The sequence below is a fragment of the Amycolatopsis sp. NBC_00348 genome, assembly GCF_036114655.1.
Classification (GTDB): domain Bacteria; phylum Actinomycetota; class Actinomycetes; order Mycobacteriales; family Pseudonocardiaceae; genus Amycolatopsis.
In genome coordinates this window covers 8,469,620-8,493,196 of sequence record NZ_CP107994.1, presented here as the reverse complement: position 1 = coordinate 8,493,196, position 23,577 = coordinate 8,469,620, and the positions used below count along the sequence as shown (strand labels likewise).

Genomic DNA, 23,577 nt, shown 5'->3' with positions numbered 1-23,577 from the left:
GTTCCCCGTCGTGGCGGGCTACTTCACGAAGCCCTTCTTGACCATCCAGTCGTGGGCCACCTTGCCCGCGTCCTGGCCGTCGACGTCGACCTGCTTGCAGAGCTGGACCATCTGCTCGTTGTCGATCGCCGCGCTGATCTTCTCCAGCGGACCGCGGATGTCCGGGTGCGCCTTGACGAAGTCCGTGCGCAGCGTCGCGACGGCGTTGTACTGCGGGAACGCCTTCTTGTCGTCCTCGAGCACCCGCAGGTTGAGCCCGGAGATCCGGCCGTCGGTGGTGAACACCTCGCCGACCGGGCACGTGCCGCCCGCGACCGCCGAGTAGATCGTGCCGATGCCGAAGTTCTCGATCTTCGGGTTCTGGAAGCCGTAGGCCTTCACCGCGGCCGGGAACCCGTCCTGGCGGCTGGTGAACTCCGTCTCCAGGCAGAACACCGCCTGGTCCGGCTTCTGCTTGATGAACGCCGCGAGGTCCGACGTCGTCTTCAGGTTGTTCTGCGCGCCGTACGCCTCGGTGACGGCGAAGGCGTACTGGTCGTTGAGCGGCGAATAGTTCAGCCAGGTGACGCCGAACTTCTCTTCGTCGGCCTTGGCCGTCGCCTCGTACTGGGCCTTCTCGCCGCCGGGCACCGGGAGCTCGTTGCCCTGGTAGTTGATCCAGCCCGTGCCGGTGTACTCCCAGGTGACGTCGGTCTGCCCGGAGAGCAGCGCCTGCCGCGACGAGTTGGACCCCTTGATGTCCGACAGGTCGACGACGTCCGCGCCCGACGCGGTCAGGGCCATCTCGGCCATGTACGCCAGGATGATGTTCTCGGTGAAGTCCTTCGACCCCACCGTGACCTTCAGGCCCTGCAGCGACGGGATCGGCTGGATCGTGCCCGGCTGGATGTCGTAGGGCACGGCCTGGTTGACCGTCAGCCCGCACGCCGAGAGCGTCGCGCCCAGCACCGCCGCGCCGAAGACTGCCGTTATGCGCCGGAATTTCATCGCAGCCCCTTCGGTCCGAAGAACTGTTCGGCGACCGCGCCGAGCCAGTCGACCAGCAGCGCGAGCGCCACGGCCAGCACCGAACCGGTGACCAGCACCGAGGTCAGGTTCAGCTTGTACCCGGTGTCGATGAGCAGCCCGAACCCGCCGGCGTTGACGAACATGCCGAACGTCGCGGTGCCGACCGCCAGCACCAGTGAGGTGCGCAGGCCGGCCAGGATCAGCGGGACGGCCAGCGGCATCTCGACGCGGAACAGCACGGCGGTCGCCGACATCCCGATGCCGCGGCCCGCGTCGATCAGCGACTCGTCGACCTGCTGGATGCCGACCATCGTGTTCCGCAGCACCGGCAGCAGCGAGTAGAAGGCCAGCGGCAGCGCCGCCACCCACAGCCCGCCGGTCGCGCCGGTGACGATGAACCACAGCACCAGCACGCCGAGCGCGGGCGCGGCCTGGCCGATGTTCGCGATCGCCAGGAAGATCGGCGCGAGGAACCGCGCCCACGGCCGCGTCACGATCACCCCGAGCGGCACCGCGACCAGTACGACGATCGCGGTCACCACCAGCGTCATCAGGACGTGGTCACCCAGCGCCGTGAACAGCGAAGAGGCGTTGAGCGTCTCCTTCTCGGTCGCGGTCAGGCCGCTCGAGAACACCCAGATCAGGGTCACGGCGACGATCACCAGCACCACGGCGGGCTGCGCGAACAGCCGGACGCGTTCCGCGCGCTTGGAGCCGGACTCGGTGGAAAAACCGGTATCGACGGCAGCGGTCATGCGGACACCTCCTCGCCGTTCGTGTGCTCTTCACGCAGGTGCTGGATGGTCGCGATCACGGTGTCCAGCTGGATGGTGCCCGCGTACTCCCCGCGCGCACCGGTCACCGGCACCGAACCGCCCTCGGCGAGCATCGCCTCGAGCGCGTCCTGCAGCGTCGACTGCAGGCTGACGATGTCGCGCAGCGGCCGTCCGGCGGTCGCCAGTGACGACGCCGACGTCAGCTCGCGCACGTGCGCCCAGCGGATCGGCCGCTTGCGCTGGTCGAGGACCAGTGCGAAGTGCTTGCGCTGGTCTTCGAGCTTCTTGCGGACCTCGGCCGGGTCGTCGTCGACCGTCGCGGTCAGCGCGTCCTGCTGGAGCTCGACGTCGCGGACCCGCAGCAGCGTCAGCTGCTTCAGCGACGCGCCGGCGCCGACGAAGCCGGCGACCGTGTCGTTGGCCGGGTTCGCCAGGATCGCCTCGGGCGTGTCGTACTGCAGGATCGACGACTGGTTGCCCAGCACCGCGATCTTGTCGCCGAGCTTCACGGCCTCGTCGAAGTCGTGCGTGACGAAGACGATGGTCTTCTTCAGCTCCGTCTGCAGCCGCAGGAGCTCGTCCTGCAGGTTGCCGCGGGTGATCGGGTCGACCGCGCCGAACGGCTCGTCCATCAGCAGCACCGGCGGGTCGGCCGCCAGCGCGCGGGCGACGCCGACACGCTGCTGCTGACCGCCGGAGAGCTGCCGCGGGAAGCGGTCGCGGAAGTCGGACGCGTCGAGGCCGACCAGGTCCATCATCTCCTCGACCCGGTCGTTGACCTTCTGCTTGTCCCAGCCGAGCAGGCCCGGCACGACCCCGATGTTCTGCGCGACGGTGAAGTGCGGGAAGAGCCCGGCCTGCTGGATCGCGTAGCCGATCCGGCGGCGCAGGGTGTCGACGTCCAGCTTGAGCGCGTCGTCGCCGCCGATGGTGATCCGGCCGGACGTCGGCTCGATCAGCCGGTTGATCATCCGCATCGTGGTGGTCTTGCCGCAGCCGGACGGGCCGACGAAGACGACGATCTTGCCGGCGGGCACGACCATGGAGAAGTCGTCGACGGCGGCTTCGCGGGTCCCGGCGTACTTCTTGGTGACGTGCTCCAGTTCGATCTCGACGCCGGAGACGCCGTTTTCTTCGGTCACAGCGTTCTCAGCCACGGACACCCCTCGAGATGGTGAAGCGCTTGATCAGGACGTAGATGCCGTCGAGGATCAGGGCGAGGATGACGACCCCGACCGTGCCGGTGACGGCTTGGTTCAGGGAGTTCGTGCTCCCCGCGTTCGTGAGCCCGGAGAAGACCTCGGCGCCGAGGCCGGGGCCCTTCGCGTAGGCCGAGATCACCGCGATGCCCATCAGCATCTGCGTGGAGACCCGCATCCCGGTGAGGATCGCCGGCCAGGCCAGCCGCAGCTCGACCCGGGTCAGCACGCCGAACCGGCTCATCCCGATGCCGCGCGCGGCATCGGTGATCGCGGGGTCGACGCCGTCGAGTCCCACGATGGTGTTCCGGACGATCGGCAGGAGGCCGTAGAGCACCAGCGCGATGACAGCGGTCGTCGGACCAAGCCCGGAGATCGGGATCAGCAGCCCCAGGAGGGCGAAGGACGGCACCGTCAGGATCGTGCTGGCCAGTGCGGTGGCGAGCGCCGAACCGATCGGGCTGCGGTAGACCGCCACCCCGATCAGCACGCCGAGCACCGCCGCGAGGATCGTGCACTGCACCACCAGGCTGGTGTGCAGGTAGGCCTCCAACCACAACTTGCTCGCCCGGTCCGAGATGTACTCGAAGAGATTCATCCGTGTCCGCACTCCCGCCCGCGTCCGTGAGGCTTCACCCGAACGGGCTAGCTCCTGACCGACGGCTCAGTACCCACCGTGCGCCGAAGCCAAACCCCCGTTCCAGGCCTCATTGATTCCGACACCGTTCCGTATCCGGACGTGATCGGCAACAAAAAGCCGATTTTTCAGGGTTTCGGGTGGCGGAGCCCCCGGCCCGGGGCGGAGACCCGGCGATGACAGCGTTGAACCGATGCCGATCGGGAGCCGTGAACTCCACGTGTGCTCAGTTGACGGGATCACCAAATCACCCGTCGGGGAGTCGCTTAGAGTGTTCGCCATGAGCACTTCAGGACGGCGTCCCGCCGTGCTGGGTGCTACTCGCGGCGTGTTGCTCGCGGTGACCGCGGGTGCGCTCACCGTCACCGCGCACCGGCTCGCCGACGGCGGGCTGCCGGATCCGGCGATGACCGTGCTGCTCAGCGGCCTGTTCGGCTGGACGGCGACCGCGCTGGCCCGCAAGGCCCGCGGCCCGCTCGCCACCATCGGCCTGCTGGGCGCGGCCCAGCTCGTGATGCACCTGCTGCTCACGACGCTCGCCGGGCACCACGACATGTACGCCATGCCGGGCACCGAGAGCCTCGGCATGGTCGCCGCGCACGCCGTCGCGACCGTGGTCACGGCGCTGCTGCTCGCTCGCGCGGACGAGACGCTGGTCGGCCTGCTGGCCGCGTTGCGGGCGATCCTGCCGCGGCTGCTCGGCCCGCTGCCGGTGCCGGTCGCGGCCGCCTCGCTCGTCCCGGCCCGCACCGCGGCGCCGAGCCACCTCGTCGGCGTCGACCTGCGCCGGATCCACGGGCGGCGCGGCCCGCCCGCCCACTCCTGAACCGAGCTTCTTCCCCCGCACCAGCGAACCCCCGAGTTCGCTGTCCCCTTTTGAGTTCATCAGGAGTGAACGCATGTCCCAGCACGTCTTCAAGCGCGCCGGTTTCCTCGCCGCCACCATCGGTGTCGCCGGCCTCCTCGGCACCGGCGTCGCCTCCGCGCACGTCACCGCCAACGTCTACGGCGCCCAGCCGACGAAGGGCGGTTACGCGGCGATCGTGTTCCGCGTGCCGAGCGAAGAGCCGACCACGATGACCACCAAGGTCGCCGTGGACTTCAAGGCGGACTACGGCATCGGCAGCGTGCGGACCAAGCCGATCCCCGGCTGGACCGCCGAAGTCACCAAGTCGAAGCTGCCGGCCCCGATCACCAAGGACAACGGCACGCAGATCACCGAGGCCGTCACCGCGGTGACGTGGACCGCGGCGCCGGGCAGCGAGCTCAAGTCCACCGACTACCAGGAGTTCGAGGTCAGCTTCGGCCCGCTGCCGTCCAACGTGGACGAGGTCGAGTTCCCGGCCCACCAGACCTACAGCGACGGCAAGGTCGTCGACTGGAACCAGCCGACCCCGGCCGGTGGCGAAGAGCCGGAGCACCCGGCGCCCGCCGTCAAGCTGGCCGCGAAGGCCGCCGACGGCGACGAGCACGCCGGCATGGGCGCGAACACCGCGGCGACCACCGGCGAGCACACTGAAGCCGCGGCGTCGTCGACGTCGGACAGCACCGCGCGCTGGCTCGGCGGGGCCGGCCTGCTCGTGGGCGCGATCGGTCTCGGTGTCGGGGCCGGCGCGACGATCCGGGCCCGCAAGGCCACAGCGAAGCCGGGAGGCGCCAGCTAAATGCGGAAAGCCCTCGTGGCGCTGGCGTTGACGGTGGTGGCCGTGCTCGGCACGGCCACCCCGGCGCTGGCGCACAACGTGCTGATCTCCGCGGACCCGGCGAACGGCTCGTCCGTCGCCGCCGGGCCGCAGAAGGTCAGCCTGACGTTCGACCAGTACGTGCAGGGCGCGGACGTCAACCAGATCGCGGTGACCGGACCCGGCGGCGGCCAGTGGGCCGAAGGACCGATCAGCGTGGTGAACAACGTCATCAGCGCGCCACTGCGGCCGCTCGGACCGGCCGGGAAGTACACGATCGGCTACCGGGTGCTGTCCGCGGACGGCCACCCGGTGACCGGCGAGCTGACGTTCACCCTCACCGCCGCGGGCACCGGCACGCCGGCGACCGTGGACGCGGCGAAGTCGCCCGGCGGCTCCTCCTCGCAGGCGACGTCGCAGTCGTCGTCCACCGGGGTGCCGATCTGGGTGTGGATCGCCGGCGCGGTCGTCCTGCTGGCGATCGGGCTGGTCGTCGCGCTCCGGTCGGGCGGCAAAGCGGTGGAAGAGAACTGACGCGATGACTCAGGCCGAGACCACCACCAAACCCCGCTACGTCACGCTGCTCTGCATGGTGACGGCGGGGCTGCTCGGCGCCCTCATCGGCGTCGCGCTCACCGCCAGCACCCCGGTCCCCGGCGTGGTGGAGCCCAGCGCGGTGGTCTCGGCCGGCATCCCGATCGTCCGCGTGCTGCTCGACCTGTCCGCGGTCACGACGATCGGGCTCGCGCTGCTGTCGGTGCTCGTCGGGTACGACCGGCCGAAGCTCACCGAGCCGATCATGCGGCTGGCCCGGCCGGCCGGCGTCGCGGCCGCGCTCATCTGGGCCACGACCGCCGTCGTCACGCTGATCCTGCAGACCGCGGAGTACAAGCCGGGCACCTCGACGCTCACGGCGTCCGACATCGGCGGCTACATCGCGAACGTCGGCGCCGGGAAGGCGCTCGTCATCGTCGCCGTGCTGGCCCTGGCGCACGCCGGGATCGGCGCGCTCGCCCTGCGGTACGGCGAGAAGATCCCCGCCGAGGTCCGCGTCGGGCTCGGCCTGTTCGCGCTGCTGCCGCTGCCGGTCACCGGGCACGCGTCGAACTGGAGCTACCACGACTACACGATGATCTCGATGGAGCTGCACGTCATGAGCGCCGTCGCCTGGACCGGCGGCCTCGGCGCGATGGCCGTGCTGCTCGTCGCGAACCGGACGCTGCTGGCGCACGCGATGCCCCGGTTCTCGAAGCTGGCGACGCTCTGCCTGATCATCTCGGCGGCGACCGGCCTGTTCAACGGCCTCATCGAGATCTCGCTCAACCCGACCATCGGGTTCTGGGCGGCGATCTTCACGACGCCGTACGGGCAGCTGCTCATCCTCAAGCTCGCCTGCACCGGGGTGATCGCGCTGCTCGGCGCGAACGTCCGCTGGCGGCTGATGCCCCAGATCGTCCGGCACAACCGGACGGCGCTCGCCTCGTGGGCGACGCTCGAGCTGACCGTCATGGGATTGGCGTTCGGCTTCGCCGTCGTGCTCACGCGCGCACCGGTCGTCGCGTCTTGAACGCGCGCCAATGCAGGTAGAACCGACGTGGCGTCACGGCGTGTAGCTGCAACTTGCGCATTGGAATGACTGGGCATCCATTGGAGGTGACCGGTCGGGCAGAACTTTCTACCGTGAGCAGACGACATTCCGTAAGCGACGAACGGTCATCCGAGGTCGTCGAATGCACGTGCAGGATGTGGCGCCGGTCACATGATGTGACAACGTCCGCTCAGCGGTAACGCGTCCACCGGACGTCCGTCCGGCCGTGCCGGAGATCGTCCAACCGGCGGAAGAGCTCCGGCCGCACCTGGGGCCGGCTGCGCAGGATGGGCAGCACGCTGGTCGTCAGCTTCAGTTCGCGGATCCCCCGCAGCACGGCGAAACCGGGCCAGGACGTCACGTCGAAGCCGTAGGCCGCGGCGAACGTCCGGTACTGCACCGGCGGGTCCCCGAACCGCTCACGGCCGACGGCGAGCGGCGTCAGGTCCCATTCCGGCGGCCCGACGCACGACGAGTCGAAGTCGCAGAGCACCGGCCCGTCCGGGCCCGGGATGACGTTGCCGGGGTACGCGTCGCCGTGGACCAGGCCCCGGGGCAGCGGGAACTCCAGGCCGGCCAGCGCGGCCTCGAGCTCGGCGCAGCGGTCCAGCAGGAACGCGCGGTCGGCGGCGCTGATCTCTTCGGCGTCGGACACCCGGGCCCGCACGGCGGCGAACGGCGCCCACTCGGCGAGGCCGTCGGGCGCGGGGAGGGCGTGCACCTGGCTCAGCAGGCGGGCCAGGTCGGCCGGGGACGCCGGCCGGCCGATGCTCGGTACCTGGTGCCACACGGTCACGAGGTGCTCGCCGACGGCCATCGGCTGCTCGACGCCGCCGAGCAGCCGGATCGCCGGGACGCCGTGGGCTTCGAAGTGGCGGGCGACGCTGACCACGGTCCCGACGCGGTGCCGAAGCCGGGTCGAGCCGACGATCCGGACCACGACCGGGGCCGTGACCAGCGCGTACACCGCGTTGTTGGTGAACCGCAGCAGCCGCGCGCCGGTGGGGTCGAGGCCGAGCAGCGTGCAGGTCTCGGCCAGCACGCCGCGCAGCTTCTCCGGGGTGAACCGTCCGTCCAAGACGGTTCCGGCGTTACGCGGCGTAGAAAGCGTGGAGGCGATCGGCGAGGTCACGGGCGTCGGCGTTGTTGCGGCGGCGCTCGGCCTCTTCCTGCAGGGGCCGCATCCGGTCCTTCACGCGCTCGGACTTGATGCCCTCGGCGCAGTCGATGGCCTTGCCGCCGACCTTGGAACCGTGGTCGAGGTCGCCGTCCAGCAGGTGGTTCGTGGCCAGCGCGCTCAGCATGAACGTCTTGGAGCGGGCCATCTCGTCGTCGTAGGAGTCGACGGCCCTGGTCAGCGCGGGGATCGCGAACTTGGTGTGCTCGGCGTTCTTCTGCGCGAGGACCGTGTGGACGGTGCCGACCATGGCGTAGACGTCGGTCTCGGTGAAGAACTTCACCCACGACTCGGCTTCGGCCAGGTTGGCGCGCTCGAACTCGTCCTTGCTCCGGCCGAGCAGCTTCACCGCCTGCTCCTCGTTGCCCATCATCGCGTAGGCCCAGGCCTCGTTCGCGCAGAGCACGGACACCGCCAGCTCGGAGCCCGATTCCTGGGCGGCGATCTGGCCGAGCTGGAACAGCTTCAGCGCGTCGTTCGGGGCGTCCTGGTGCAGGTAGACGCGGCCCATGCGGTAGAGCACGTTGGCCACCAGCGGGTGATTCTCGCCCTGCTTGGCCAGGTCCAGCGCGTTCGCGAAGTGGCCGCGGGCGGAGTCCATCAGCCCGGTGTCGAACGACGTCCAGCCGGCCAGCGAGTGCAGGTCGGCGAGCGCCACGTAGAGCCGGTTCTTGACCAGGTCGGTGCCGTTGGACTCCAGCATCTGCTGGCCCCAGGACAGCTGCGCCACGACGGCGTCGCGGCAGAACCCGCCGCCGTACTGGTAGTCCAGGGCGCGCAGCGCGCGCGTCGCGGCTTCCACCTGGCGCACGTCGGTCATCCCGATGCGCCCGGGAGCGGGCGTTCGCGCCGGTCCCGCCGACCACGTGCCCGATTCCGGACCGAACACCGCCGCACCCATCGTGACCTGGGCGGCGTGCGCGAGGAACCTCCGTCGCTTCACGGACTCGTCCTCCTCAGCCTGCTGGCCGTCGGCGGAGCCGACGACGCGTATCGCCGTGGCCTCGTCGTAGGCGAGGCCCATGTATCCACGCGGGACACCCAGGCCGTCGGCGATCCTGGTGAGGACGTCGTAGGCCATGACCTGGCGACCCTTGAGGATCTCCGACACCTCGGACTGGGACTGGCCGGTCATCGCGGCGATCTGGCGCTGCGAGACACCGTGCTTGCGAAGGAGCCGGTAGACGGCGCTGATCTCACGGGCGGCGAGCGCAGCTCTCATCTCGGGCTGCTCCCACGCGTCAGCGGGAACGGCGTGGCTCTGCCGGGCATCGGCACTGCCACCGTTACTGGCGTCCATCGCGCCCCCTCCACTGTCCGGTCGGGCGTCTGTGAATCAGCGTAAGCAAAGCTGCCGAACCTTGTGAACCAGGCGAACTGCGCCCTGATCGGTCCGGGCGAAGTCCGTTGACCGCTTACCGTGGAACCGAGTCCGGTCACCGCTATGACGCCATTTCGACCTTCTATCGCACCCGGTTTCACCTCACTGTAGTTGTCAGATCTCCGTCACCGCCCGGACACCGGTTGCGATCACGGAGAGCTACGAAAACCGCAGCGCTGTGACAACGCGAAGACGAAGCGATGTCGCAGAAGGCAGTTTCGAAGAGGACGACAGAGCGGAGAAGGGCGTGGAGTTCGTGGACTCGTTCGCAGGGGGACATGTCGGTACGGCCACTCGTGCCGTGCGGCCGGCGGTCTCTCCCATCTCCCCTGTCCGTCCGGTCACCCCCGCCGCCGCGGTGGACCCCCGCACCGCGGCCGTCCGCCACTACGAAGGCGGCCAGCTCGTGTGGCGGGTGCAGTGCGGAGACCTCATCGAGCGCGAACGCGCGGTGACGGTCTTCGTCGAGGACAACCAGGTGGTACTGGTCTCGCCCCCCGGCGAGACCGCGCGGTTGACGTCCGGCCAGCTCGGACAGCTGCGCGCCGCGCTCAACGAAGCCGCCAAGATGGCGGAAAGGTAACGGTGAGCTGATCATGGATCAGGTACTCGGGCAGGTCCTCCGCAATGCGGTCTGGGAGCGCCTCGACATGCTGACCGACCTGGCGAACCGCGCCGACGCCCAGTCGCTCGTCTCGGTCGCGCGCTCCGAACTCCCCCGTCTCACGGAGGCGTGGCGCGCGATGCTGAAGATGCACGAGCCCGACGAGCGCGGCGACTGCCCCACCTGCTCGACCCGGTGGCACCGCTGCAAGGCGCCGTGCTCGGTCTGGCAGGTCGCGCACGAGCACCTGGTGGCCGGCGGCCTCGCCCCGCAGCAGGCCTCGACGGCCCGTGGGCTGCAGGGCCGGCGCACGAGCCCGGTGCCGACGCAGGGCCGTCCGGTGCCCGCCCCGTCCCCGGCCGAGACCACCGGGCGGCACGCCCTGGTGAACCCGCGCCGCGCGCTCACCGCCTGATCCACCCCGGTCCGGGAGCGCGGCCGGCCGATCGCCCCATCGGACCCGCGCCCGCTCTCGCCTTGGCCGGGGACTGTTTCGCCCGCACCCCCGAGCAGCGCGAACCAGTCCCCGGCCAACCTCCCGGTCCCCATCGCGATTAATCGAAAAAATTACGCGTTAGCCCTAGCCCGGGCGGTAATCGCCCGCTAGATTGATCATCAAGCGCAGCGTGATCATGGAGTTGGTCCGCAGCGCGCCCGCCCCACACGTGCGGCCCCGAATTCCGCGGGCCGGTGCCGTTGCACTCCCCTCCCCCGACCGGCACCGGCCCGCGGTTCCACGTCTGCGTCCGGCCGCTAACGGACCGCCTTCACCCGCAGGACCAGCACCGCGGCCAGCAGCGTCGCGACGGCCGAAGCGGCGAAGAGCCCGGAGTAGCCACCGAGGTACGCGAGCACCAGCGGCGTCAGCAGCGGGGCGACCACCTGCGGCAGCGAGTTCGCGATGTTGATGACGCCCAGGTCCTTCGCGCGGTCCTGCGCCGTCGGCAGCACCTGCGTCAGCATCGCGAGCGCGACGGCCATGTACGCACCGAAACCGACGCCCAGCAGCGGCGACGCGGCGAGCGCGACCGGCCAGCTCTGCCAGATCACCAGCAGCAAAGCGGCCAACGCCATCACACCGGAGGCCGCAAGGACGTACGGCTTACGCCGTCCGGACTTGTCGGAGAAGTGCCCGGCGAGCACGGCCCCGATCACGAGCGCCACGCCGTAGAGCCCCATCATGATCAACAGACCCGTGTCGGGGTCCGGGTAGTGCACCGCGTCCTTGAGGAAGAACAGCAAGTAGAGCGTCCCGAACGCGTTGCCGAGGTTGATCATGAAGTGGCACGACCAGGCCCACGCGAAGTCCGGGTGCCGCCGCGGCGAGACCCAGAGGTTGCGCAGCACCTCACCGGCCGCCGACGACGGGCGGTGCTCGACCGGCAGCCGCGCGTCCGGCGTCCGGAGCACGAAGAACGCGGCCCCGACCAGGACGATCCCCGCGCAGACCGCGTAGGCCAGCGGGATCCCGGCGATGCCGAGCATCACGACGACCACCACCGCGCCCAGCACCGTGCCGAGCATCTGCGCGATGCCGACCAGCCCGCCGACCTGCGCGCGCTGCCCGACCGGCACCCGGTCGGCGATGGCGGACATCAGGGTGGCGAGCATGCCGTTGAGCCCGGCCTGCACCAGGCACCAGCCGGCGATCAGCAGCGCGACGTTCGGCGCGAACCCCAGCACCAGCAGGCCCACCGCGGCGACGACCGCGCCGACGACCGTCCACGGGTGGCGGCGGCCGAAGCGCGAGCACGTCCGGTCCGACAGCAGCCCGACCGCCGGGTTGACGATCAGGGCCACGACCGCGCCGGCACCCATCACGATGCCGAGCACGAACTCCTTGTTCACCTGGTCGAGCAGCTCCGCCTGCTGCGGCAGCAGCACCTGGATGGGCGCGTAGATCCCCAGCCAGAGCGCGATGTTCGCGAAGAACAGCAGGCTCATCCAGCCGGGCCGCACCCGCACGACGGGCTCGGCGAGGGCTTCGGGCAGGCCCGTGGCCTCGGTCGTCTCACTGCTCATCCCGCACCAGCTTCCGGTACCAGTGGAACGAATCCTTCGGCGTGCGCCGGAGGGTCTCGTAGTCGACGTGCACCAGGCCGAAGCGCGGCGCGTAGCCCTTGGACCACTCGAAATTGTCCATCAGGGACCAGCAGAAGTACCCCCGGACGTCGACTCCGGCGTCCATCGCCTCGCGCACCGCGACGAGGTGACTGTGCAGGAAGTCGATCCGCTCGGGGTCGTGCACGCCGCCGTCCTCGGCGACGACGTCGGCGAAACTGCAGCCGTTCTCGGTGATCTGGATCGGCGGCAGCTTGTCGCGGTAGCGCCGGTGGAAGTCCAGCAGCAGCTCACGCAGGGCGTGCGGGACGATCGGCGAGTCGTTGGTCGTCATCGGGTAGCCCTCGATCGGGCGGAGGTCGAACGGCAGCGGGTTGCCCGGGCTGGGCTTCGCGACGCCTTGGGGCTCGTAGTAGTTGACGCCGTAGAAGTCGAGCGGCTGGGCGATCGTCGGCAGGTCGTCGGCGAACCCGGCGGGCAGGTGCTCGTGGAGCTGCTCGGGGTAGGTGCCGAGCAGAACGGGATCCGCGAAGAGCCGGTTGAGCAGCGCGTCGAGCCACACCGCGGCCGCGTCGTCCTCCAGACTGTCTTCGACCGGCCAGATCGGCGAGTGGTTGTTGGCCGTGCCGATGTTCGTGGCGCCGGCCGCGCGCAGCGCCTGGACGGCGAGGCCGTGCGCGAGGTTCTGGTGGTGCGCGGTCGGGATGGCGTCGAGCAGGAGGGTCTTTCCGGGTGCGTACTCGCCGATCGCGTAACCGAAGATGGACATCACCATCGGCTCGTTCAACGGGATCCACAGCTTCACCCGATCGGCGAAACGTTCGCCGAGGATGTGGGCGTACTCGGCGAAGCGCCCAGCGGTCCCCCGGGCGAGCCAGCCGCCTTCGTCTTCGACGGCCTGCGGGGTGTCCCAGTGGTAGAGCGTGACCGCGGGCGCGATGCCGGCCTCGCACACGGCGTCGATGAGCTTGTCGTAGAACCCGAGCCCCTCGGCGTTGGGCGCGCCTTTCCCGTCGGGCTGGATCCGGGGCCAGGCGATGGACATCCGGTAGGCACCGACGCCGAGTTCCGCCATCAGCGCGATGTCTTCGGGGTAGCGGTGGTAGTGGTCGGCGGCTACGTTTGCCTCTTCACCGCGAGCGATCTTGCCTTCCGTCGCGGTGAACGTGTCCCAGATGGACGGACCGCGCCCGCCTTCGGTGGTGGCGCCTTCGATCTGGAACGCCGAAGTCGAAACACCCCAAAGGAAGTCTGGCGGGAAGTTCGGGTTCTGCACCGGCTGCTGACCCCTTCGTCAGGCCACCCGTACGGGTGAACATGAAAAGTTCTCATATACTAGGTCTTCACTCGTCCGTGGGGAAGCCCGTCGGCGCGATAAAGTCCCAGATCAGACGAGGAGGAGTGCCGTGTCCGACATCCAGGCCGCGAAGGTGCCGGCAGAAGCGACCCCCCTACGCCGGCAGCCGGTCCAGCAACGCAGCGCGAAACGGGTCGAGCAGATGCTCGACGCGAGCGCGGCGCTGATCGACGAGCTCGGCTACGACGCCCTGACGACCACCCTGATAGCCAAACGAGCAGGGGTCGCCGTCGGTTCGCTGTACCAGTTCTTCCCCGACAAGCGCGCGGTCGTGCAAGCGCTTACCGCCCGGAACCTCGAACGGTTCGTCGGCGCGGTCAACGAGCGCCTCAACCAGCTCGGCCCGGAGCACTGGTGGGACGTCGTCGACTCGATCCTCGACATCTACCTGGAGATGCACCGCTCGGTGCCCGGCTTCTCGAAGGTCCACTTCGGCGACATCATCGACCGCCAACTGCTGGACGAAACCCGCGACAACAACGCGGTGATCGTCGACTCCCTGACGGACCTCCTGGCCTCCCAGGTCGACCGCCCGGTGGAGGACCTCCGCTTCGCGATCACGATCGCCAACGAGGTCGCGGACGCACTCCTGAAGCTGGCCTTCCGCAAGGAACCGAGCGGCGACGAGAAGTTCGTTGCCGAGGCGAAGTACGTGGTGAAGGGGTACTTGGCGGCCCGGTTCGGGGAGAAGTCCTAGCTGTCCACAGAAGTTGTCCACAGGCTTCCCCAGTTGTGGACAACCCTGGGGTTTCGCCCGCTTTCGGCCGGGTCTGTCCGGGGGCGCCGATAGACTGGACGTGGGGACGCCCCCCTTGGGAGTGGTGGGGGCTGCTTTCCGGGCGGGGGTGCTGGCCGGGGGCTTGGTTCGCCCGTCCGGGGTTGGGGACAACGCCCGGAGGCGGGGGCGTTTCGGTGGGGAAATCGGTGTTCGTGTGCACGGACGTGGTGGGGGCTTGCTGCTGGTCGCGGGGGCGGTCGCCGGTGGTCCGCGGTTGTCGGGTGCGGTTGTCGGTTGCGGCGACGGTTTGGCGGTCGGTCGCGGCAGTCTGATGCAGCGGCGGCTTGGCGGTCACCCCCGCGCAGCGGTCGGTCGCGGCGGCGGTTGGCGGTCACCTGCGGCAGTCCGATGCGGCGACGGTTTGGCGGTCACCCACGGCAGGCCGCTGCAGTGGCGGCTCGGCGGTCACTCGCAACGGTCGGGTCGCGGCGGTCGGGTCGCAGCGGTCGGGTCGCAGCGGTCGGGTCGCGGCGGTCGGGTCGCGGCGGTCGGGTCGCGGCGACGATTCGGCGGTCACCCCGCAGCGGTCGGTTGCGGGGATGGCGGCGTCCAGGGCCCGACCTCCGGTGGCTGTTCCGTCGCGCGAAGCAGCCCTGCTCCCGGAACCCGAGTGGCTCAGCCGAAGTTCTGGTGCTCGCCTCGGTATGTCGGGACCGTGCGCTCCACCCGGTCGCCCAGTACCAGGTGGTAGTGCGTGAAGCGCTCCGCCAGCTCCCCCGCCTTCGCGTGGCGCAGCCACACCCGGTCGCCCAGTTGCAGGGTTCGGGCGGCTCGGCCCGTCACCGGGGTCTGGACCTCTCCCGCGCCTTCGAAGCCGAGGAACTTCAAGCCCGTCGGGAGGTACGGCTTCGGCTGGCGCGAGGGGCCCGTCGGGCCTGAGGCGATGTAGCCGCCGGAGTACAGGGTGGCGATCTTGCGCGTGGGGCGGCGGACCACCGGGAGCGCGAACAGCGCCGCCGGGCGGGGGTGGAAGCGGGTGTACGCGTCGAACAGGGTCGGGCCGATCAGGCCTGAGCCCGCGGCGATTTCCGTGACCACGGCGTCCGCGCCCGTCGACTCGATGCTGCCGGTGCCGCCGCCGTTGACGAATTCCAGGTTCGCCACCTCGCGGACCGCGCGGACCACCGCGCCGCGGCGGCGGGCCAGTTCGGCCGCTGACCGGCGTTGCATCCAGCCGATCACCAGCTGGTTCGCGCGACGACCGGCCGCGTCGCCCAGGCCGGCGATCTGGCCTTCGTACGCCATGACGCCGACCAGCCGGAAGCCGGCGCGCGCCACGATCTGGCGGGCGAACGTCGAGGCCTGCTTCGGTGTGAAGATCGGGGACCGCCGGGTGCCGACGTGGAGTCCCGGGACCGGGCGCCACGACGCGTCCAGTTCGAGGCAGACGCGGATTTCCGGGTGGCCGTGGCCGAGGGCGGCGTCCACCAGGTCCAGGTGCTCGGGCGAGTCGACCATGATCGTGATCGCCGCGCGGGCACGCTCTGACGCGGCCAGGCGGCGGAGGGCGTCGTGGTCGGCTGTCGGGTAGGCGACGACGACGTCGTCGGTCGTGCCCTGCTCGACGTGCCAGATGGCCTCGGCCAGCGAGTAGCACATCAGGCCTTCGAAGCCCGGCATCGCGAGCACGCGCTCCAACAACGCCCGGCAGCGGACCGACTTGCTCACGACGCGGATGGGCTTGCCGCCCGCGCGTCGGTGGAGGTCGTCGGCGTTCGCGTCGAAGGCAGCCAAGTCGACGACGGCCAAGGGTGGATCGAGGTCCTTGGTCGCCAAGTCGTACACCGTCGCACTGGTCACGAGGTCTAAAGTACGACAACAAAGCTTGAAACGCGAATACTATTCACTTACTGTCTCGGACATTCGACCGATGGAGGGGGCGCACATGACCCGGTGGACCAACTGGGCGGGCACGGCGTCCGCCTCGCCGCAGCACGTTCACCAGCCGCGGAGCGCGGCGGAGATCGCGGCGACCGTCGCGAGCATCGCCGCGGCCGGCCGGACCGTGCGCGCCTGGGGCAGCGGCCACTCGTTCACCGCGATCGCCGTCGCCGACTCCGACGCGCTCGACCTGCGCGGCTGGACCGGCATCGAGCGCGCCGACCTCGAAACCGGCCACGTCACCGTCCGCGCGGGCACCACGATCAAGCAGCTCAACGCCGCACTCGACACGCTCGGGCTGGCCATGACCAACCTCGGCGACATCGACGCGCAGACCATCGCCGGCGCGATCTCCACCGGCACGCACGGCACCGGCGCCCGGCTCGGCGGCATCGCCACCCAGATCGTCGCCCTCGAGCTGGTCCTGGCGGACGGCTCGGTCGTCACCTGCTCGGCCGGCGAGCGCCCCGACCTCTTCGCCGCGGCCCGCGTCGGTCTCGGCGCGCTCGGCGTGATCACCACCGTGACCCTGCAGTGCGAGCCGTCGTTCGTGCTGCGCGCGCAGGAACGGCCGGAGCCGCTGGAGCAGGTCCTCGAAGGCTTCGACGACTCCGCCGCGAACAACGAGCACTTCGAGTTCTACTGGTTCCCCTACGGCAAGAGCGCGCTGGTCAAGCGCAACAACCGGTGCGAGACGGCCGAGCCGTTGAGCAAGGTCCGCGAGTTCGTCGACTACCAGGTGATGGAAAACGTCGCGTTCGGCGGCCTCTGCCGGACGGGCCGGCTGATGCCGCGGCTCGTGCCGTCGCTCAACAGCTTCGCGTCGAACATGCTCTCGGCGCGCGAGTACAGCGACCTCTCGCACCGCGTCTTCGTCACCGCCCGGAACGTCCGGTTCACCGAGACCGAGTACGCGGTTCCACGTGAATCACTGCACGACGTCCTCGCCGAGCTGCGCGCCCTGGTGCCCAAGCTGAAGGACCCGGTGATGTTCCCGGTCGAGGTCCGCGTCGCGGCCGCCGACGACATCTGGCTCTCGACCGCGCAGGGCCGCGACTCGGCCTACATCGCGATCCACCAGTTCACCGGCATGCCGTACCGCGAGTACTTCAGCGCGTTCGAGAAGATCGCCGGCGCGGTCGGCGGCCGCCCGCACTGGGGCAAGATGCACGACCTCGACGCCGGCGTCCTCCGCTCGCGCTACCCGCACTTCGACGACTTCCTGCGCGTGCGCAAGGAAACCGACCCGAGCGGCGTGTTCACCAACACGTACCTGGACCGGGTGCTCGGGCCCGTCGGCTAGAAGAGCGCCGACACCGATTCGCCGTTGTGGATCCGGCGGATCGCCTCGGCCAGGGCCGGCGCGATCGAGAGGATCTTCAGCTTCTCGGTGCGTTCCTCTTCGGGGACCGGGACGGTGTTGGTGCAGACGATCTCCAGCACCTCCGGCCGGTCGCCGATGCGCTCGATGGCCTTCGCCGCGAACAGGCCGTGGGTGCAGGCGACGCGGATCGACCGCGGCTTCAGCTCGGCCAGCCTGTCGAGCAGCTCGAGGACCGTGCTGCCCTTGGCGATCTCGTCGTCGAGCACGATCACGTCGCGGCCGGTGACCTCGCCGATCACCGAGGTGATCTGGACGCGGTCGTCGGGGAAACGCTCCTTCGCACCGGCCGCGACCTGGACGCCGAGGAGCCGCGCGAAGTGCGACGCCTCCTTCGCGTTGCCCAGGTCGGGCGAGACGACGGTGGTGCGCGAGAGGTCGTACTGCCGGAAGTGCTTGGCCAGCTCCTGCAGCGCGTGCAGGTGGTCGACCGGGACGCTGAAGAAGCCGTGCACCTGCGGCGAGTGCAGGGTCATCGCGAGCACACGGCTCGCGCCGGCCGTCACCAGCAGGTCGGCGACCAGGCGGCCGCCGATGGAGATGCGCGGCGCGTCCTTCTTGTCCGAGCGCGCGTACGAGTAGTGCGGCATCACCGCGGTGATCCGCGACGCCGAGGCGCCGCGCGCCGCGTCGAGCATCAGCAGCAGCTCGACGAGGTGTTCCTGCACCGGCTTCACGAGCGGCTGGATGATGAAGACGTCCCGCTCGCGGCAGTTCGCCTGCAGCTGGACCTCGAGGCAGTCGTTCGCGAAGCGCTGGATCTCGACGGGCCGCAGCGGCACGCCGAGGTTGCTGCAGATCTCTTCGGCCAGTTCCGGGTGCGCGCTTCCGCTGAAGACGGCGATTTCCCTCGATGCCTCGTTCACAGCGCCGAGATCGCCGCGTCGATCGCCGTCTCGCCGGCGATCAGTTCCAGTGTCCGGCGCGTGGACGCGGGGGTGTCGAGCAGCGCGAGGAGCACCGCGGCGACGTCGTCACGCGGGATCGGGCCGCGACCGGTCTTGTCGGCCAGCAGGACCTGGCCGGTGCCGGGGTCGTCGGTCAACGCGCCGGGCCGCAGGATCGTCCAGTCGAGGTCGCGGGCCTTGAGGTCGTCCTCGGCCGCGCGCTTGGCGCGCAGGTAGACCCGGAAGTCCTCGGTGGCGTCGGGGTTCTCCGGGTTGTCGGCGCCCATGGAGCCGACCTGGATGTGGCGCCGCACGCCGGCCTGCACGGCCGCGTCGGCGAACAGGGCCGCAGCGCCACGGTCCACAGTGTCCTTGCGGGCGGATCCGCTGCCCGGCCCGGCGCCCGCTGCGAATACCGCGGCGTCGGCGCCCTTCAGCGCCTCGGCGACGGTGTCCACATCGGAGCTCTCCAGGTCGAGCACGACGGCTTGGGCGCCGGCGGCTTCGAGGTCCGCCGTGTGGGCGGGATTCCGGATGATCCCGACCCCTTCGTCACCGCGCGCGGCGAGCAGCCGCTCGAGCCGCAACGCGATCTGACCGTGTCCACCAGCAATGACGACTCGCATGCCACCGACCCTAGTAGGGATCGATCAAGGCCGTCAGTCGAGCTCGGCGGGGACTTCGGCGGTGCGCAGCAGGTGGTCGTAGACGACCTCGTTCACCAGCCGGGAAACCGGGTCCTCCGCCAGCACAACGCGCTCGGTGCGGCCCTCGAGGTCGAGGTCGACGACCGCGTTCGGGTCGGCCGAGACGATCGCGAGGCCGTACGCGCGGGCCCGCGGCAGGCAGTTGCCGACGTAGTCCTCGGTCAGCACGGCCGGCGACGGCAGCACCATCGCGGCCTCGCCGTAGCGGGCGAACGGAACCGCGGAGGCCATCGCGGTGCGCCAGTGGCGCGCGACGGCCAGGACGCCGATGATCTCGGCGGCCGGGGCGGGGGCGGTTCCGGCCAGCTCCGGCCAGGTCCAGGTGTCGACAGTGGCCCGATCGGCCACCGGGCCGGCACCCATCGCGATGCGCTCGGCGTGCACGTCGGTGCGAAGCTTGGCGACGACGCAGACCTTGCGGCCCAGGATCGTGATCTCGGGGAGGACGACGCCGTTCCAGCCCAGCTGGGCGGCGGCGGTGCGGGCGAGTTCGTCGACGCTCGCGGGGAGCTCGATCGGCGGCACCACTCGGCTCGGCATCGACCGGCTGCGCTTCGCGCCACCGGCGACCGTCGAGCGCTCGGTGTTCTGAGGTGTAGCCGCCACGAGTCCGCCTCCTTCAAACCTGCACTGCTTCGTGACCGGGGAAAACCGGCACCTCACTTGTCTAACAGCGCGGCGGCGCGGCGTCGCCGGGTAGCGCGAGTGGCTGCGATCGGCGGCGGCCAGCGGTCGATGACCGGTCGGTAGGCGGTCATGGGACTTCGGTCGAACGGTGCGGCCAACCGAGTGATCGCGGGGTGAGTGGCACTACGGTCCGCCCGCGAACGATTACCCAGGGCGCGAATCCGGACTTGTGGATCACTCCGGCCCGACTAGCCCGTTCGGCGCAACCCGGGAAGAATCCACAGTGGACGCAGGCCGCTGAGCTGCGGTTGTCCGCCGTCACCCACATGGCGGTGAGCTGCACCGCAGCGCTCACGCGCGCCCGCGACTAAAGTTACCGACCAGTCACTTAGTCGTCGCCGTGGAGGACCGATGCGCTCCCCGAAGGACTTCTTCGCCCCGCTCGCCCTGGGCGCGCCCGCCCCCGTGCGGGAGATCCCGGTGACGCCGTCCCGGATGATCCACTTCTTCGACCCGAGCAACGAGAAGATGGCGGCCAAGGCGCCGGACATCGCCAAGAAAGTCGACGTCCTCCTGGGAAACCTCGAGGACGCCGTGCGCGCCGACCGCAAGGAGGCCGCGCGCGCCGGGCTCGTCGCCATCGCCAAGGCCAACGACTTCGGGAAGACGCAGCTGTGGACCCGGGTCAACAGCCTGGACTCGCCGTGGGTGCTCGACGACCTGGTGACGCTCGTCACCGAGATCGGCGACAAGCTCGACGTGATCATGGTGCCGAAGGTCGAGGGCGCGCCGGACATCCACTACGTCGACCGGCTGCTGGCCCAGCTCGAAGCGCGCGCCGGCCTGACGAAGCCGTTGCTGGTGCACGCGATCCTCGAGACGGCGAGCGGCGTGGCCAATGTGGAGGAGATCGCCGGCGCGAGCCCGCGGATGCAGGGCATCTCGCTCGGCCCGGCCGACCTGGCCGCGAGCCGCCGGATGAAGACCACCCGCGTCGGCGGCGGCCACCCCGGCTACCTGGTGCGCACCGACCCGACCGGCGACGACCTGACCGCAGGCCGGACGACCTACCAGCAGGACCTCTGGCACTACACGGTGGCGCGGATGGTCGACGCCTGCGCGATGCACGGGATCCTGCCGTACTACGGGCCGTTCGGGGACATCCGCGACGTCGTCGCGTGCGAGGACCAGTTCCGGAACGCGTTCCTGCTGGGTTGTGTGGGCGCGTGGAGCCTGCACCCCGTGCAGATCGACATCGCGAAGAAGGTGTTCTCGCCCGCGCCGTCCGATGTGGCCTGGGCGCGCAAGGTGATCGCCGAGATGGGCGACGGCACCGGCGCGGTGATGATCGACGGGAAGATGCAGGACGACGCGTCGGTGAAGCAGTGCCGCGTGGTCGCCGAACTGGCCGACGCCCTCGCGGCGGACGACCCCGAGCTCGCGGCCGCCTACGACGCCGCCACCAAGGAGATCCTCGGATGACCGAGCTGAAGCCGAGACGCTCTGTTCTCTACATGCCCGGCGCCAACGAGCGCGCGCTGGAGAAGGCCAAGACCATCCCGGCCGACGCGCTGATCCTCGACCTCGAGGACGCCGTCGCGCCGGACGCCAAGGAGGCCGCCCGCGAACGCGTCTGCGCGGCCGCGTCGTCGGGCGACTACGGCGACCGCGAGGTGACGATCCGCGTCAACGGCCTCGACACCGAGTGGCACGACGCCGACCTGCGCGCGGCCGCGTCGGCCGGCCCGGCCGCGGTGGTCGTGCCGAAGGTGAACTCGGCGGCCGAGGTGCACAACATCGAGCGCGCGCTGGAGCTGGGCGGTGCCCCGGACCACACGAAGATCTGGGCGATGGTCGAGACGCCGGTCGCGATGCTGCACGCCGAGGAGATCGCGGCGGCGTCCGAGCGGCTGACCGTGCTGGTGATGGGCACGAACGACCTCGCCAAGGAGCTGCACGCGGAGTTCGTCCCCGGCCGCGGCCCGCTGCTGGGCGGGCTTTCGCTGTGCCTGCTGGCCGCGCGCGCGACCGGCAAGGTGATCCTCGACGGCGTCTACAACGACGTGAAGGACCTTTCCGGGTTCGAAGAGGAGTGCGTCCAGGGCCGCCAGTACGGCTTCGACGGCAAGACGCTCATCCACCCCGGCCAGGTCGAGCCGTGCAACCGGATCTTCGCGCCGTCCGAAGAGGAGATCGACCGGTCGCGCCGGATCATCGAGGCGTTCGAGAAGGCCGGCAGCGGCGTGGTCACTGTGGACGGTCGGATGATCGAAAACCTGCACGTCGACAACGCGCGCCGGGTGCTCGCGCTGGCCGAGGCGGTCAAGAGCTGACCGCCGGTGGCCGGGCTACCCCACTGCCCGGCCACCGGACGGTTCACTGCGGCAGGCTGTTCGTCCACTCGGCACCGACCGTGATGGTTTCCGTGTCCTTGGTGCCGCTCATCACCGCGCCGTCCGGAGTCACGTACATCGATGTCCGGTTCACCCGGCCGGTCGCCGGGTCGACGACGAGCCGCTCGTTCCCCGGCAGCAGCAGGCCTTGGCCGCCCGGGACCGCGCCGAGCGCGCGCACCCCCGGGTACGCGGCGATCGCCCGGAACGCCGCAGCGCGGACCGCCGGGGGCGCCGGCAGGGTGGACACCAGCGAAACCAGGGCCTGGGGCAGCAGCTCCTGCCGCTCGCTCGAGCTCATGGGGCCCGCACTCGTCCGGACTTCGCTGCGCTCCAGCGCGTTCGAGATCCAGTCCCGCAACGCCGCCGGTTCGGTGGGCAACGCCAAGAGCTGGTCGAGGGTCACCTCGACGACGCTCAGATGGAAGGGCGAGTCCACAACCAGCCGGATGACCCGGCCCCCGGTCTTCGCGCCGCGGAACCACTGGTGGCCCTCGGCCGTGGTCCAGTACTCGTAGGTCTCCGACTCGGCGATCTTGAGGTGCCAGTACTTGCCCGTGCCCGCCGGTGCCTTCGCGGCCACGGTGGCCGCAGCGAGCAGGACCTCCTGGCCGGTGACGGCGACCGGCGCCGCGGCCTGCGGGGCCGGCGTCGGGGTCTGGGCCGGGGTTCCGGGCACGGTCGCCACCACGACGGCGGCCGCGGCCGCGACGGCGACCAGTCCGGTGCCGATCGCGAGCGGGCGGACGTGCCGGCGACGGCGGCCGGTGAGCATGTGGTTCTGCAGCCGGTGCCGGCTGCGGTCGACGACGTCCTGGGTGGGCTCGTCGGGGGTCAGTGCCGCGCGCAGCGTCTGCAGGTCATTCATCACGGGCCTCCTGGGCGAGAACGGGGGTGAGCTTCTTGCGGGCACGCGTCAGCCGGGAGCCGACCGTGCCCGGGGAGATGCCGAGGGCCTGAGCGACTTCCGCGTAGCCGAGGTCGGCCATGGCCACGAGCAGCAGCACGTCACGCTCACCCGAAGACAGCCGCGACAACGCTTTTCCCAGTCGACCGGCGTCGAGGACGCGGTTTTCGTGGCCCTCGGCGGGCCGGGGTGTCTCGAGCCGTGAGAGCGCCCGGTAGTGCCGGGCCTCCTTGCGGCGGTGCCGGGACACCAGGTTCGTCGCGATGCCGAAGAGCCAGGCCCGCAGGTCGCCGCGGGTGGCGTCGAACGTCGTCCGGCGGTCGAAGGCGACGAGGAACGTCTCGGCGGCGACGTCCTCCGCGACCTGGGCACCGAGCCGGCCGGCGACGTACCGGTAGATGGCCGCGAAGTGCCGGTCGTGCACCTCGGTGAACAGCTCGGTGCCGAGCACCGGGGCCGCCGTCATGGGGCTGCCTCTGTCATGCGGATCCTTCCCGTCGGCGACAGCTTCACCACCACTTCGCCGCGGGCCCGGATCTTCTTCCC

Annotated in this window: 24 protein-coding genes; 10 read left to right on the top strand and 14 right to left on the bottom strand. The window is 70.3% G+C overall.

What is annotated here, in order from left to right:
• Nucleotides 1-18 precede the first annotated feature (18 nt).
• The 4 genes from OHS58_RS37770 to OHS58_RS37755 are packed head-to-tail and all read right to left on the bottom strand — an operon-like array spanning nucleotide 19 to nucleotide 3,581.
• Nucleotides 19-987: a glycine betaine ABC transporter substrate-binding protein gene (locus OHS58_RS37770; protein ID WP_326945504.1), complete on the bottom strand. Its 969-nt coding sequence runs from the start codon at nucleotides 985-987 to the stop codon at nucleotides 19-21.
• The gene (locus OHS58_RS37765; protein ID WP_326945503.1) at nucleotides 984-1,763 is read right to left on the bottom strand and encodes an ABC transporter permease; all 780 of its coding nucleotides are present in this window, start codon (nucleotides 1,761-1,763) and stop codon (nucleotides 984-986) included. Before OHS58_RS37765 ends, OHS58_RS37770 begins: the two co-directional genes overlap by 4 nt.
• Nucleotides 1,760-2,947 (bottom strand): ABC transporter ATP-binding protein, encoded by a 1,188-nt coding sequence (locus OHS58_RS37760; RefSeq protein WP_326945502.1) that lies wholly within the window; start codon nucleotides 2,945-2,947, stop codon nucleotides 1,760-1,762. The genes OHS58_RS37765 and OHS58_RS37760 overlap by 4 nt, the downstream gene beginning before the upstream one ends.
• Nucleotides 2,934-3,581, bottom strand: a complete 648-nt coding sequence (locus tag OHS58_RS37755) for an ABC transporter permease (RefSeq protein ID WP_328645595.1) — start codon at nucleotides 3,579-3,581, stop codon at nucleotides 2,934-2,936. The genes OHS58_RS37760 and OHS58_RS37755 overlap by 14 nt, the downstream gene beginning before the upstream one ends.
• 370 nt (nucleotides 3,582-3,951) lie before the next feature.
• On the opposite strand from OHS58_RS37755, the gene OHS58_RS37750 reads away from it, so the two are divergent.
• The 4 genes from OHS58_RS37750 to OHS58_RS37735 all read left to right on the top strand — a co-directional run bounded on the left by OHS58_RS37750 (nucleotide 3,952) and on the right by OHS58_RS37735 (nucleotide 6,869).
• Nucleotides 3,952-4,446: a hypothetical protein gene (locus OHS58_RS37750; protein ID WP_328649918.1), complete on the top strand. Its 495-nt coding sequence runs from the start codon at nucleotides 3,952-3,954 to the stop codon at nucleotides 4,444-4,446.
• Between the two features lie 73 nt (nucleotides 4,447-4,519).
• Nucleotides 4,520-5,284, top strand: a complete 765-nt coding sequence (locus OHS58_RS37745) for a YcnI family copper-binding membrane protein (RefSeq protein WP_328645594.1) — start codon at nucleotides 4,520-4,522, stop codon at nucleotides 5,282-5,284.
• Nucleotides 5,285-5,836, top strand: a complete 552-nt coding sequence (locus tag OHS58_RS37740) for a copper resistance CopC family protein (protein WP_326945500.1) — start codon at nucleotides 5,285-5,287, stop codon at nucleotides 5,834-5,836. It abuts the gene before it with no gap.
• A gap of 4 nt (nucleotides 5,837-5,840) precedes the next feature.
• Nucleotides 5,841-6,869: a copper resistance D family protein gene (locus tag OHS58_RS37735; RefSeq protein WP_328645593.1), complete on the top strand. Its 1,029-nt coding sequence runs from the start codon at nucleotides 5,841-5,843 to the stop codon at nucleotides 6,867-6,869.
• A gap of 211 nt (nucleotides 6,870-7,080) precedes the next feature.
• Here the strand turns inward: OHS58_RS37735 and OHS58_RS37730 are convergent, their stop codons facing one another.
• Entirely contained in the window at nucleotides 7,081-7,968 is an 888-nt protein-coding gene (locus OHS58_RS37730) for a phosphotransferase family protein (protein WP_328645592.1), read from the bottom strand.
• Between the two features lie 13 nt (nucleotides 7,969-7,981).
• The gene (locus tag OHS58_RS37725) at nucleotides 7,982-9,367 is read right to left on the bottom strand and encodes a helix-turn-helix transcriptional regulator (protein ID WP_247059750.1); all 1,386 of its coding nucleotides are present in this window, start codon (nucleotides 9,365-9,367) and stop codon (nucleotides 7,982-7,984) included.
• A gap of 328 nt (nucleotides 9,368-9,695) precedes the next feature.
• Here OHS58_RS37725 and OHS58_RS37720 point away from each other — a divergent pair, with 328 nt between their 5' ends.
• Nucleotides 9,696-10,031 carry a hypothetical protein gene (locus OHS58_RS37720; RefSeq protein ID WP_247059747.1) on the top strand — a complete coding sequence of 112 codons (336 nt, stop codon included), beginning with the start codon at nucleotides 9,696-9,698 and terminating at the stop codon, nucleotides 10,029-10,031.
• A gap of 13 nt (nucleotides 10,032-10,044) precedes the next feature.
• Nucleotides 10,045-10,467: a hypothetical protein gene (locus OHS58_RS37715; RefSeq protein WP_328645591.1), complete on the top strand. Its 423-nt coding sequence runs from the start codon at nucleotides 10,045-10,047 to the stop codon at nucleotides 10,465-10,467.
• A 338-nt stretch (nucleotides 10,468-10,805) separates the two neighbouring features.
• Here OHS58_RS37715 and OHS58_RS37710 read toward each other — a convergent pair whose 3' ends face one another.
• Together OHS58_RS37710 and OHS58_RS37705 are read right to left on the bottom strand one after the other, a co-directional pair.
• On the bottom strand, nucleotides 10,806-12,074 hold the full coding sequence (locus tag OHS58_RS37710; RefSeq protein WP_326945496.1) for an MFS transporter: 1,269 nt from the start codon (nucleotides 12,072-12,074) through the stop codon (nucleotides 10,806-10,808).
• The gene (locus tag OHS58_RS37705) at nucleotides 12,064-13,389 is read right to left on the bottom strand and encodes a GH1 family beta-glucosidase (protein ID WP_328645590.1); all 1,326 of its coding nucleotides are present in this window, start codon (nucleotides 13,387-13,389) and stop codon (nucleotides 12,064-12,066) included. Before OHS58_RS37705 ends, OHS58_RS37710 begins: the two co-directional genes overlap by 11 nt.
• Before the next feature lie 130 nt (nucleotides 13,390-13,519).
• On the opposite strand from OHS58_RS37705, the gene OHS58_RS37700 reads away from it, so the two are divergent.
• Nucleotides 13,520-14,167 (top strand): TetR/AcrR family transcriptional regulator, encoded by a 648-nt coding sequence (locus tag OHS58_RS37700; RefSeq protein ID WP_247059740.1) that lies wholly within the window; start codon nucleotides 13,520-13,522, stop codon nucleotides 14,165-14,167.
• Nucleotides 14,168-14,863: 696 nt separating this feature from the next.
• Here the strand turns inward: OHS58_RS37700 and OHS58_RS37695 are convergent.
• Nucleotides 14,864-16,048, bottom strand: a complete 1,185-nt coding sequence (locus tag OHS58_RS37695; RefSeq protein ID WP_326945494.1) for an amino acid deaminase/aldolase — start codon at nucleotides 16,046-16,048, stop codon at nucleotides 14,864-14,866.
• Nucleotides 16,049-16,133: 85 nt separating this feature from the next.
• Between OHS58_RS37695 and OHS58_RS37690 the strand changes: the two genes are divergently transcribed.
• Complete coding sequence (locus tag OHS58_RS37690; RefSeq protein ID WP_326945493.1) at nucleotides 16,134-17,432, top strand: D-arabinono-1,4-lactone oxidase; 1,299 nt, start codon at nucleotides 16,134-16,136, stop codon at nucleotides 17,430-17,432.
• Here the strand turns inward: OHS58_RS37690 and OHS58_RS37685 are convergent.
• The 3 genes from OHS58_RS37685 to OHS58_RS37675 are packed head-to-tail and all read right to left on the bottom strand — an operon-like array spanning nucleotide 17,429 to nucleotide 19,710.
• Entirely contained in the window at nucleotides 17,429-18,376 is a 948-nt protein-coding gene (locus OHS58_RS37685) for a ribose-phosphate diphosphokinase (protein WP_247059737.1), read from the bottom strand. The two genes, OHS58_RS37690 and OHS58_RS37685, sit on opposite strands and share 4 nt — an antisense overlap.
• Nucleotides 18,373-19,023: an SDR family oxidoreductase gene (locus OHS58_RS37680; RefSeq protein ID WP_328645589.1), complete on the bottom strand. Its 651-nt coding sequence runs from the start codon at nucleotides 19,021-19,023 to the stop codon at nucleotides 18,373-18,375. The genes OHS58_RS37685 and OHS58_RS37680 overlap by 4 nt, the downstream gene beginning before the upstream one ends.
• Before the next feature lie 33 nt (nucleotides 19,024-19,056).
• Nucleotides 19,057-19,710: a hypothetical protein gene (locus OHS58_RS37675; RefSeq protein ID WP_247059735.1), complete on the bottom strand. Its 654-nt coding sequence runs from the start codon at nucleotides 19,708-19,710 to the stop codon at nucleotides 19,057-19,059.
• 432 nt (nucleotides 19,711-20,142) lie between these two features.
• Here OHS58_RS37675 and OHS58_RS37670 point away from each other — a divergent pair, with 432 nt between their 5' ends.
• Complete coding sequence (locus tag OHS58_RS37670; protein WP_328645588.1) at nucleotides 20,143-21,213, top strand: HpcH/HpaI aldolase/citrate lyase family protein; 1,071 nt, start codon at nucleotides 20,143-20,145, stop codon at nucleotides 21,211-21,213.
• Nucleotides 21,210-22,064, top strand: a complete 855-nt coding sequence (locus tag OHS58_RS37665; RefSeq protein ID WP_328645587.1) for an HpcH/HpaI aldolase/citrate lyase family protein — start codon at nucleotides 21,210-21,212, stop codon at nucleotides 22,062-22,064. The genes OHS58_RS37670 and OHS58_RS37665 overlap by 4 nt, the downstream gene beginning before the upstream one ends.
• 43 nt (nucleotides 22,065-22,107) lie before the next feature.
• Here the strand turns inward: OHS58_RS37665 and OHS58_RS37660 are convergent, their stop codons facing one another.
• Together OHS58_RS37660 and OHS58_RS37655 are read right to left on the bottom strand one after the other, a co-directional pair.
• Nucleotides 22,108-22,992 (bottom strand): CU044_5270 family protein, encoded by an 885-nt coding sequence (locus OHS58_RS37660; RefSeq protein WP_326945489.1) that lies wholly within the window; start codon nucleotides 22,990-22,992, stop codon nucleotides 22,108-22,110.
• On the bottom strand, nucleotides 22,985-23,497 hold the full coding sequence (locus tag OHS58_RS37655) for an RNA polymerase sigma factor (RefSeq protein ID WP_328645586.1): 513 nt from the start codon (nucleotides 23,495-23,497) through the stop codon (nucleotides 22,985-22,987). Before OHS58_RS37655 ends, OHS58_RS37660 begins: the two co-directional genes overlap by 8 nt.
• Nucleotides 23,498-23,577: the final 80 nt, after the last annotated feature.